The following is a 10,716-nucleotide window of genomic DNA, read 5'->3' on the forward strand; positions in this document are numbered from 1 at the left end:
CACCGAATGGTCTCAGGCCAGTGGCCATTTACGCCGACCGACCTCTTGGATCATGTGCTTTTTAAAAGCCAAGGCCAAAGGTGACAGCTTTTTGCTGGCCGGGTACACGATGTGCCAAGCAGACGACACCGGGAAGCCCTCGATGTCAATCACGCTGACACCGTTTTCTTTCTTATGCCCGTGCAAAGCGTGGCGCGACACCACGCCCAAGCCCAGGCCGCCAGCCACAGACTCTTTGACCGCCTCGTTGCTGCCCAACTCCAGGCGCACATCCGGGCGAAACTTCATTTTTCGAAAAAACTGGTCAGCGGCCATGCGGGTGCCCGAGCCTTTTTCGCGCACGATGAAGCGGCGCTGAGTCAACTCGTGCAAACCGATCTGCGTGCGCTTGGCCAAAGGGTCGGCGTTGGGTGCAATCAGCACAATCGGATTGGGCATGAACGCTTCATCGCCCAAATCCATGTCTTTGGGGGGCATGGACATGATGTACAGATCGTCCAAGTTTTCGCGCAAGCGTTGCACCACGCCATCGCGGTTCAAGATTTCGAGAGACACATCGATGGCCGGGTGTTTGGTACAAAAACTGCCAATCAGATGGGGCATGAAGTACTTGGCCGTGCTGACCACCGCCACCCGCAACTTGCCCCGCGACAGACCTTTAGCAGCATCGACGTTTTGCTCAAACACGTCCCACGTCTGCGCCACCGCTCGCGCGGTGACGGCGAGTTCTTTGCCCACATCGGTGAGGTAAATTTTTTTGCCGATCACTTCATAGAGCGCCAAACCTACCGACAAACTCATCTCCTTGAGCTGCATCGAGGCCGTGGGTTGGGTCACATGCATCACTTTGGCGGCTGCACTCACGCTGCCCGTTTCGGCCAAAGCCAAAAACAAACGCAGCTGACGAAACGTGACGTTCATAGATTTTTACCTATAGCTGACTTTATAAGAATCGATTTTACAAGCATGAAGCATATTTCTATGATCGGGCAAAGGAATAACAAATGCAAAACCTGATCGATCCGGCCATTCTCTTTTTCATCTTTGGCGTGCTGGCCGGCACCGTCAAATCCAACCTTGAAATCCCTCCCGCTATTTCCCGCTTCTTGTCGCTCTACCTGTTGATGGCATTGGGTCTCAAAGGCGGCTTTGCACTTTCACAATCAGGCTTGACCGCCAACGTAGGCATCAGCTTGGCCGCCGCCGTCGGGCTGGCCATCGTGATTCCCCTGATCGGTTACACCCTTCTGCGCCGCTTTGTGTCTGGGTTCGATGCCGCTGCGGTCGCTGCCACTTACGGTTCAGTCAGCGCGGTCACTTTTGTCACCGCTGTTCAATTCCTGGAAAACCAAGACATTGCCTATGGTGGCCACATGGCGGCAGCGATGGCCTTGATGGAGTCGCCAGCCATCATCTTGGCCGTGGTGTTTGCCAATTCCTTGCGGCAAAAAGCAGCCAAAGGCACCGTGGCAACGGCCAATGGCGTACCCGCGCCCAAGACCAGTGTGTCGGTCGGCAAGATCCTTCACGAGTCCTTCACCGACGGCGCGCAGCTGCTGCTGCTGGGGGCCATGGCGATTGGCATGATCACCGGCGACGCAGGCAAAGCGGCCATGCAACCGTTCTCAGTCGACCTGTTCAAAGGCATGCTGGCTTTCTTCTTGCTCGACATGGGTTTGATGGCTGCACGAAATCTTCCACAGGTCAAGGGCAAGTCGCCCGTGTTGGTCGCTTACGCCATCGCAGGTCCCATCGTGCACGCCTCGCTGGCTTTGGGCCTGGCATTTCTGCTAAATTTGTCAGCTGGTGATGGTGCCCTGCTCATGGTTTTGGCAGCCAGTGCGTCTTACATTGCGGTCCCGGCGGTGCTGCGCTACGCACTGCCTGAGGCCAACCCCTCGCTTTATTTCGGTCTGAGTCTGGGCATCACGTTTCCCTTGAACATTGTGTTCGGAATCCCCATCTATGTGGCTGTGGCCCAAGGGATTCTGATGTAAGGTTGGCATGGACAGATCGACAAAGAGCGCTCATCTGGCTCGCCGTGTTGCATTTCTCACGCAACACGGCAAACAAGATTTGGTCAAGGCCCCGCTGGAGTCCGCCTTGGGCTGTGAGCTGGTTCACACCAACGCCTTTGATACCGACCAGCTGGGCACTTACACCCGCGAGATCGCTCGGCCAGGCTCCCAAATCGATGCAGCACGTCGCAAGGCCCAGATCGGCATGGACCTGACCGGTGCCCCCATTGGCATCGCCAGCGAGGGCTCTTTCGGATCTGACCCGTTTGGCGGTTTCATGCCCTGGAACACCGAATTGCTGCTGTGGGTCGACCCGGCCCAACAGCTTGAAGTGACTGGCTTTGCCCACGGCCCCGCCCAAAGTCTGCACAGAGCCGTCACGAGCTTGGAAGAGTTGATGCGCTTTGCCCAAGACGCCAAGTTTCCAGAGCACCAGTTGGTGATGCGCCCAGAACACGAGGACCATTTGCAGATCGTCAAAAACATCCATGACGAACAAACACTCGTTCGGACATTTGCAGAGCTTCAAGCCCAGTCAGCCAATGGCATGGTGTTTGTCGAAAACGACCTGCGTGCGTTTTGCAACCCCACAAGACAAACGCTCATCCGCAAGGCTTGCGACGATTTGATCCTGAAATTGCAGTCGCCATGCCCACAATGCCAAAGCCCCGGCTTCTGGGTTCAGTCACGGGTTGCGGGCCTGCCTTGCCGGGCCTGCGGCCAAAAGACGCGGCTGCCGATTGCAGAGGTGTGGCACTGCAAGACATGCCAGCACGAGGAGCAACGCACCCTGTCTTCGGACCCCTGGGCCGACCCAAGCCGCTGTGACTTTTGTAACCCTTGATGCCCTGAACCAGCGCTTGGCTCAGAGCGAACGCATGAGACCACCGTCGATGCGGAGACTTTGGCCCGTGATGTAGGCCGCACCCTCTGAAGCCAAAAAGGCAATGGTGGCCGCCACCTCTTCGCTCGTGCCATATCGCTGCATGGGCACACTCTCACGGCGCTCTTCTTTGGCGGGCAAGCTGTCGATCCAGCCGGGCAGCACGTTGTTCATGCGCACGTTGTGCACGGCATGCTCGTCGGCAAACAGTTTGGTGAATGCCGCCAGACCGGCACGGGCCACGGCAGAGGTCGGGAACATCGAACTGGGCTCGTCCACCCAAGCACTCGAGATGTTGACGATAGCTCCCCCTTTTTGCTGAACCATGATGGGAGCGACCACGCGAACGGCACGCACCACATTCAGGAAATACATGTCCATGCCCAAATGCCACTGTGCATCGGTCAGCTCCAGCACTGGGCCCTTGGGGCCGTGCCCTGCGCTGTTGACCAACACGTCGATGCGGCCCCAACGCGCCATGGTTTGATCAACCAACTTTTGCAAGTCATCGCTCGACTGGTTGGAGCCTGTCAGACCAATGCCCCCCAACTCACAGCCCAGAGCCTCGCCTTTGCCGGAAGAGGACAGCACGGCCACCTGAAAACCGTCTTGCGCCAGCTTACGCGCCGCTGCAGCGCCCATGCCACTGCCACCGCCCACCACCATCGCCACTTTGTTGTTCATGCTTTGCTCCTTGTTTGTGTGAGTTGACGAAACATTCTGCCGGACCACTGACCCAAATCGTCCAGGTACGTGAACACCACCGGGATCACCAACAGGCTAAGCACCGTGCTGGTGAGCAAGCCACCGATCACGGCAATCGCCATGGGCGAGCGAAAGCTCGCATCGGCAGCGCCCCAACCCACGGCAATAGGCAGCATGCCGGCACCCATGGCAATCGTCGTCATGACAATCGGGCGGGCGCGCTTGTGGCAAGCGTCCAGCAGTGCGTCCCAACGGTTCATGCCGAGCACAGCGGGGCGGTCCCCCTCGGCGGGTTTGCCGCGCCGCGCTTCAATCGCGTACTCCACCAACAAAATCGAATTTTTGGTGGCGATGCCCATGAGCATGATCAGGCCAATCAGCGAGGGCATGGAAAAACTCTTGTCCGCGATAAGCAGGCCGACAAATGCGCCGCCCAAAGACAGCGGCAGCGCCGCCAAAATGGTGATGGGGTGCAGGAAGCCTTTGAACAGCAGCACCAACACGATGTAGATGCACAAAACGCCAATCATCATGGCCAGCCCAAAGCTGGCAAACAGTTCACCCATCACTTCGGCGTCGCCCACCTCCACCACCTTCACGCCCGACGGCAGGTTTTGCAATGCGGGCAACTTTTGTACCGCCTGCGTCACGTCCCCCAGCGGCATGCCTGACAGCTCGATCTCGAAGTTGATGTTGCGCTGGCGGTCGTAGCGGTCGATCACGGCCGGGCCGCCCGCCACCTCGATGCTGGCCACCTGGCCCAGCATGACCGGGCCACGGCTGCCCGGCACCATCAGGCGCTCGAGCGTGGCCAGGTCCTGCCGGGATTCGTTGCCCAATTTCACGACGATAGGCACTTGGCGTTCCGACAAATTGAGCTTGGGCAAGGCTTGGTCAAAGTCGCCCAGAGTGGCCACACGCAAGGTGTCGCTGATGGCGGCGCTGTTCACGCCCAAATCGGCGGCTTTGGCAAAGTCGGGGCGGACCGCGATCTCAGGGCGCACCAGGCTGGCGGTGGAGGCGATGGAGCCCAAACCTGAAATGGTGCGCAGGTCGCGCTCCACGTCCTTGGCAGCGGTTTGCAGGGCCTGCGGATCTTCACCCGTGAGCACCAACACGTATTTCTCGCCCGAGCCACCCAAGCCCACCTTGGTGCGCACGCCAGGCAGTTGCTGCAGCGCGGTACGGATGTCGTTTTCAATCGCTTGCTTGCGCGGACGCGTACCGCGCTCACTCAGCTGGATGGTGAGCGTGGCCTTGCGCACCTCGGCCGCGCCGCTGCCCGCAAAGGGGTCGCTGCCCGCACTGCCGCCACCGATGGTGGTGTACACGCTCTTCACGTCGTTCACCGTCATCAAAAGTGTGCGGGCGTGTTCGGCGCTGGCCTGGGTTTGCGCCAGCGTGGAACCGGGGGGCAGCTCCACATACACCTGGGTTTGCGAGTTGTCATCGGGAGGAATGAATCCCTTGGGCAGCAGCGGCACCAGCATGATGGAGCCAATGAAAAACAGCGTGGCCAGAACCATGGTGACCAAGCGATGCCGCATGCACCAGGTGGCCCAGACCATGTAGCGCTTGAGCCAAGCGGGCTCGTGCGCGGCTGTGACGATGGGCTTCAAAATGTATGCCGCCATCATGGGCGTGAGCACCCGCGCCACCACCAGCGAGGCAAACACCGCCAGCGATGCCGTCCAGCCAAACTGTTTGAAGAACTTGCCCGGAATGCCGCTCATGAAAGCCGTGGGCAAAAACACAGCAATCAGGGTGAAGGTGGTGGCGATCACCGCCAGACCAATTTCGTCGGCCGCTTCCATCGCCGCCTGGTAGGGCGATTTGCCCATGCGCAAATGACGCACGATGTTTTCCACCTCGACAATCGCATCGTCCACCAGCACGCCGATCACCAAAGACAGTGCCAGCAAAGTCACCACGTTGATGGAAAAACCCAAATACGCCATGCCAATGAAGGCAGGGATGACCGACAGTGGCAACGCCACCGCCGACACAAAAGTGGCCCGCCAGTCGCGCAAAAACAGCCACACCACCAGCACCGCCAAAATCGCGCCCTCGTACAGCAGCACCAAAGAGCCCTTGTATTCCTCTTCCACCGGGGTCACGAAGTCAAAGGCCTCGGTGATCTCGATGTCGGGGTTTTGCAATCGGTAATCGGCCAGCGCTTGGCGCACCAAACGACCCACGGCCACTTCACTCTCGCCTTTGCTGCGCACCACCTCAAAGCCGACCACAGGCTTGCCATTCAAACTGGCCGCAGACCGCGCATCGGCCAACGTGTCGCTCACGGTGGCCACCTGGTTCAAGCGGATACGGCCGCCACGCGAGGTGGACAACTCAATTTGACCCACTTCTTGCGCCGTTTTGACGGTGGCCAAGGTGCGCACGGGTTGCTCGCCAGCGCCCAGCTCCATGCGCCCGCCAGAACCTTCTTGCTGCACCTGCTTGAGTTGACGTGAGACCTCGGCAGCCGTGATGCCTAGCGCCTGCAAGCGGTTCACGTCGAGCGCAACACGCACCTCACGCGTCACGCCACCCACGCGGTTAACCGCACCCACACCCCTCAGCGACAAGAGCTTGCGGGTGATATCTTTGTCGACCAACCAGGACAAAGCTTCGTCGTCCATGCGCGCCGAGCGCACGGTGTAGGCCAGCACAGGCGTGCCTGCCAGATTGAGTTTTTTGACCACCGGGTCGCGCAGGTCGCCGGGCAAATCAGCCCGCACGCCCTGAATGGCCGAGCGCACATCGTCCACGGCCTCTTGGCTGGGCTTTTCCATGCGGAACTCGGCGGTGATCGAGACCACGCCGTCTTGCACTTTGGTGGTGATGTGTTTAAGTCCCTGCAGTGGGGCCAGCGCGTTTTCAAGTTTGCGGGCCACATCGGTTTCGAGCTGCGTGGGCGCCACACCGGGCAGGCTGGCAGTCACCGTGATGGTGGGCACATCCAGATCGGGAAAGTTTTGCACCTTCATCGAACCGAAAGCGATGAAGCCTGCCACCGTCAGCAGCACAAACAGCATGACGGCCGGAATCGGGTTGCGGATCGACCAAGAAGAGACGTTGAGCATGGCGTCCCTTTATTGGGTGGCGGGGACGGGGGCAGCAGCTGGAGCGGCTTGAGCGGTGGGCGCGTCGACCCCACGTACCGTGTCGCCGTGGTTCAAAAATGCACCGCCACTGGCGACCACCCGGGCGTCGGCTTTGAGACCACGGGTCACCTCGACGCGATCACCGCTTTGACGTCCGATTTGCACCTTGAGCTGGCTGACTTTTTGGTCCGCCCCCACGGTGTAGATATAGCTGAATCCATCGCGCACCACCACCGCCGTTTGCGGCACGGTGAGTGCCTGGCTTTGGCCCAATTCAATCTCGCCCTGTGCATACATGCCTGCGCGTGCACTGCCGGTTTGCAAGGGCAAGTCCACATACACCAAAGCGTTGCGGGTTTGCGCGTCCACTGAGGGCGCAAGCATGCGCACTTTGCCTTTCAACAGCTGGCCGCTGGCCGCCTTGATGGTGACAGGCGCGCCCACTTGGACACGGCCCATCTCGGCGGCCGTCACTTCAGCGCGCCACTCGATGCGGCCCTGGCGAATCAAGCGAAACAACTCGGTGCCTGCGCCCACCACACTGCCCACCGTCGCCTGTCGCGAAGAGATCACACCCGCGTCGGGCGCGCGCACCTGGGTTTGCGACAAGCGCACCGTTTGCAGCTGAACCATGGCGCGGGCCGACTGCACACGCGCCTGCGCCGATGCATCGGCAGCCAGCGTTTGGCTCAGCTGTGCATTGCTGAAAAATCCCTGCTGCTGCAAGCTGCGGGCACGGTCAGACTGGACTTTGGCCTCTTGCGCGTTGGCCGTGGCTTCGGCCAAAGCAGCCTCGGCCTGCGCCAATTCGGCACGCAAGGTGTCGGCCTGCAAAACAGCCAACACATCACCGCGCTGCACCCTTTCACCCACATTGACACGGACTTCCATGATTTTCAGGCCATTGGCTTCCGCCCCGATGATGGCTTCTTGCCAAGCGGCCAAGTTGCCGTTAGCGCTGATTTTTTGAACCAGATTGGACATTTGGGGCGTGACCGTCACCACGCTCAAAGCGGGTTTTACGGACTCCTTGGGTCCACTGTTTTGTGCCAGCACAGGGACTGGACAGCCCCCCAGCAAAGCACCGATCAAGACCCACCATCGAACATCATTATTTTTCATGTCTTTTCCCTTGCTTGGCTCAGAGCGCTGACCACGCGGTCAACAGAATGGGCCATGACTCATTGAGGTGCGGACTCTATCGCCTTGCTGACACTCATGCCATCACGGCATCCCACAAAGTCAGCACGGCTTCCCGCTGGATTGCCATCGACTCCAAAGGCACATCGGTGGGCTCTTCGTTCAAACGGGCATGGTGCTGAATCCGACGCATCTCCCGATACGCGTTGGCTGAAGACTCCCCCATGCCCATGGGCAACAAGCCTGCCTTTTCAGCCCGTTGCAGCAGGGCAATATTGCCCACGTTGTCCGCCAACTCAGGGTGGGCAGCGGTGTGCAGCAGCACCAAATATTGCACCGCAAACTCAGCGTCCACCATGCCACCCGGACTGTGTTTCACATCAAAACGCTCAGGCTTGACCGGATGGCCCTGGCGCACCCGGTCGCGCATGGCCACAATTTCGGCTTTCAGGCTGAGCGCGTCACGTGGGGCGCTGATCACAGCATGGCGCACGGCGTCAAAGCGCGCAGCCAAGCTGGGCCAACCCATGACAAAGCGGGCACGGGTCATGGCCTGGTGCTCCCAGGTCCAGGCGGTGTTGCTGCCACGTTGCTGCTGGTAGTCGGCATAGGCCTCAAAACGTGTGACGAGCAGGCCTGAGTTCCCGTTGGGGCGCAGCGCGGTGTCGATCTCGTACAGGTCACCATCGGCGGTTTTCACCGTCATCCAGTTGATGATTTTGCGCACATAAGCGGCATAAATTTCTTGGGCACGCTCTTCCTCGTCGTCGTACACAAACACAATGTCCAGGTCGCTGCCATAGCCCAGCTCCTTGCCGCCCAACTTGCCATAGCCAATGATGGCGATGGCGGGCTCTTCACGGTGGTGGTTTTTCAGGCGGCCCCAGCACCAGCGGGCCGTCACACGCAACACGGCGTCGGCCAAAGCACTCAAGTCGTCAGCCACTTGCTCGACTGTGAGAACGCCCTCCACGTCCCGTGCCAGCGTGCGGAACTGCTCGGCATGGTGCGCACGGCGCAGCAAATTCATCAGACTTTCTTCGTCGTCCTCACCCGTGCGTTGCAGGGCCACACGGCGAGCCTGCAGCTCGGCCTCGAACTCGGTCGCGTCAAAGCGGGTCTGAAACAAATTGCCTCCGGCCAGCTCATCGATCACCCCGGGATGTTGCAACAAGTAGCGCGCAGGCCATCGGGCCGCACCCAACAGACGCAACAGGCGTTCGTAGACGGATGGGCGCTCCAACATCAAAGCCAGATAACTTTCACGGCGCAGCAAAGGCTCGATCCAATCGGCCATGCGCAAAACCGCTATTTCAGTGATGCGGTCTTCGGCCAGCCACTGCGCGGTGCGCTGCAACAAACGCGTGAGCCGACCACGCGCGTCTTCACGCAAGGCCAGCACGCGAGGACTGTCCCCCCACTGTGCCAAACGTTCGCGCACCGGGCCCTTGAAATCACTCAGGACAGCATCCAGCTCGGCGTGCTCGCGGACACTGCCATTCTTTCCACTTTTACCGTTGCAGGTTTTGCAATCGCGATCGCTGCCAAGCAAGGTATCAAACTCTTGCGCCACCACTTCGCGGTGCGCGTCCAATGCGCTCAAAAAGTCACACGTACCTGCATAGCCCAGCGTCTGAGCGATCCAAGCCAGGTCATCGTCGCGGGTGGGCAGCACATGCGTTTGCTGGTCGTCCAGATACTGGATGCGATGCTCCACCTGGCGCAAGAACACATAAGCCGCGCTCAAGGCATCGGCCGTGGCTTGGGGCATGAGGCCCGCTTTGGCCACGCGCTGCAGTGCATCCATCGTGGGGCGGGTGCGAAGTTCGGGAAACTGCCCCCCCCGGACCACCTGCAAAAGCTGCACGATGAACTCGATCTCACGGATGCCACCGCGTGACAGCTTCACATCGTTGGCGCGCTCAGGGTGGCCTGCGCTGCGCTTGGCCGCGTGGTCACGGATTTGCTGATGCAAAGTACGCAGCGACTCGAACACGTTGTAGTCGAGGTAACGACGGAACACAAAAGGCAACACCACGGCGCGCAGCGCCTGGGCCGAGCCGCTGACCACCGCGCTGCGGGGGGCCACCACGCGGCTTTTCATCCAGGCAAAGCGCTCCCATTCGCGGCCTTGCACCAACAAATACTCTTCCAGTGCGTCAAGCGAGACCACGCTGGGACCGGAATTGCCGTTGGGGCGCAGCGCCAAATCAACCCGGAACACAAAACCGTGATCGGTGGAGTCGCCAATCAGGGCGTACATGCGCTTGACCGCTCGGGTGAAATATTCTTGGCACGAGACCTTGTTGCGGCCTTCGCTGTTGCCCAAGGTCTCCCCGTCTTCGTCGTACACGTAAATCAGGTCAATGTCGCTCGACACGTTCAGCTCGCGCGCACCCAGCTTGCCCATGCCCACGATCCACATCTGGGCGCGTTGGCCATTGGCTTTGGCAGGGGCGCCGTGCAGCGCGTCCAGATCGGTCATGACTTGCTGCCAGGCAATGTCCAGGCTGACTTCGGCCAGCCAGGTCATGCTTCGGGTCACGCTGCCCAAAGGGGCCTGCTGGGTGCAATCGATTTGCGCCAAGCGCTCCAGGGTGAGTTGACGCAAAACCCGCAGCGCCGCAGGGGTGTCAAGGCCCTTAGCCAAGAGGGCCGAAAACCCTGCTGTCAGCGTTTCACGGGTGGGGACGCCCGGCGCGAGCAAAGGCAAAACGTCAGCGTAACGGCGATGCAAGCGCTGAACAAACCGCGAATACCGGTGCGCCTCGGTCCCGGCCAAGGGCGGGGCCCCATGACCCAGCGGGACCAGAGCGGTGTCACTGTCATCCATCGTTTCGCTGCGGGTCATAATTCCTGCTGACTT

7 protein-coding genes are annotated in these 10,716 nt (G+C 60.2%); 2 read left to right on the forward strand and 5 right to left on the reverse strand.

Going from position 1 to position 10,716, the window contains the following annotated elements; all coding sequences use genetic code 11:
* Positions 1–12 precede the first annotated feature (12 nt).
* The gene (locus ABWQ00_RS03595) at positions 13–921 is read right to left on the reverse strand and encodes a LysR family transcriptional regulator (protein WP_353237300.1); all 909 of its coding nucleotides are present in this window, start codon (positions 919–921) and stop codon (positions 13–15) included.
* 83 nt (positions 922–1,004) lie between these two features.
* Between ABWQ00_RS03595 and ABWQ00_RS03600 the strand changes: the two genes are divergently transcribed.
* Complete coding sequence (locus tag ABWQ00_RS03600) at positions 1,005–1,997, forward strand: sodium-dependent bicarbonate transport family permease (RefSeq protein WP_353237301.1); 993 nt, start codon at positions 1,005–1,007, stop codon at positions 1,995–1,997.
* Between the two features lie 7 nt (positions 1,998–2,004).
* Positions 2,005–2,862: a DUF6671 family protein gene (locus ABWQ00_RS03605; RefSeq protein WP_353237302.1), complete on the forward strand. Its 858-nt coding sequence runs from the start codon at positions 2,005–2,007 to the stop codon at positions 2,860–2,862.
* A gap of 21 nt (positions 2,863–2,883) precedes the next feature.
* Here ABWQ00_RS03605 and ABWQ00_RS03610 read toward each other — a convergent pair whose 3' ends face one another.
* From ABWQ00_RS03610 to glnE, 4 genes are all read right to left on the reverse strand, one after another.
* Positions 2,884–3,585 carry an SDR family oxidoreductase gene (locus ABWQ00_RS03610; RefSeq protein ID WP_353237303.1) on the reverse strand — a complete coding sequence of 234 codons (702 nt, stop codon included), beginning with the start codon at positions 3,583–3,585 and terminating at the stop codon, positions 2,884–2,886.
* Entirely contained in the window at positions 3,582–6,689 is a 3,108-nt protein-coding gene (locus ABWQ00_RS03615) for an efflux RND transporter permease subunit (protein WP_353237304.1), read from the reverse strand. Before ABWQ00_RS03615 ends, ABWQ00_RS03610 begins: the two co-directional genes overlap by 4 nt.
* 9 nt (positions 6,690–6,698) lie before the next feature.
* Entirely contained in the window at positions 6,699–7,832 is a 1,134-nt protein-coding gene (locus tag ABWQ00_RS03620) for an efflux RND transporter periplasmic adaptor subunit (RefSeq protein WP_353237305.1), read from the reverse strand.
* 94 nt (positions 7,833–7,926) lie between these two features.
* Positions 7,927–10,701: a bifunctional [glutamate--ammonia ligase]-adenylyl-L-tyrosine phosphorylase/[glutamate--ammonia-ligase] adenylyltransferase gene (glnE, locus tag ABWQ00_RS03625; protein WP_353237306.1), complete on the reverse strand. Its 2,775-nt coding sequence runs from the start codon at positions 10,699–10,701 to the stop codon at positions 7,927–7,929.
* Positions 10,702–10,716 lie beyond the last annotated feature (15 nt).

Origin of the sequence: Limnohabitans sp. (genome assembly GCF_040400975.1) — a bacterium.
Taxonomy (GTDB): Bacteria; Pseudomonadota; Gammaproteobacteria; order Burkholderiales; family Burkholderiaceae_C; genus Limnohabitans_A.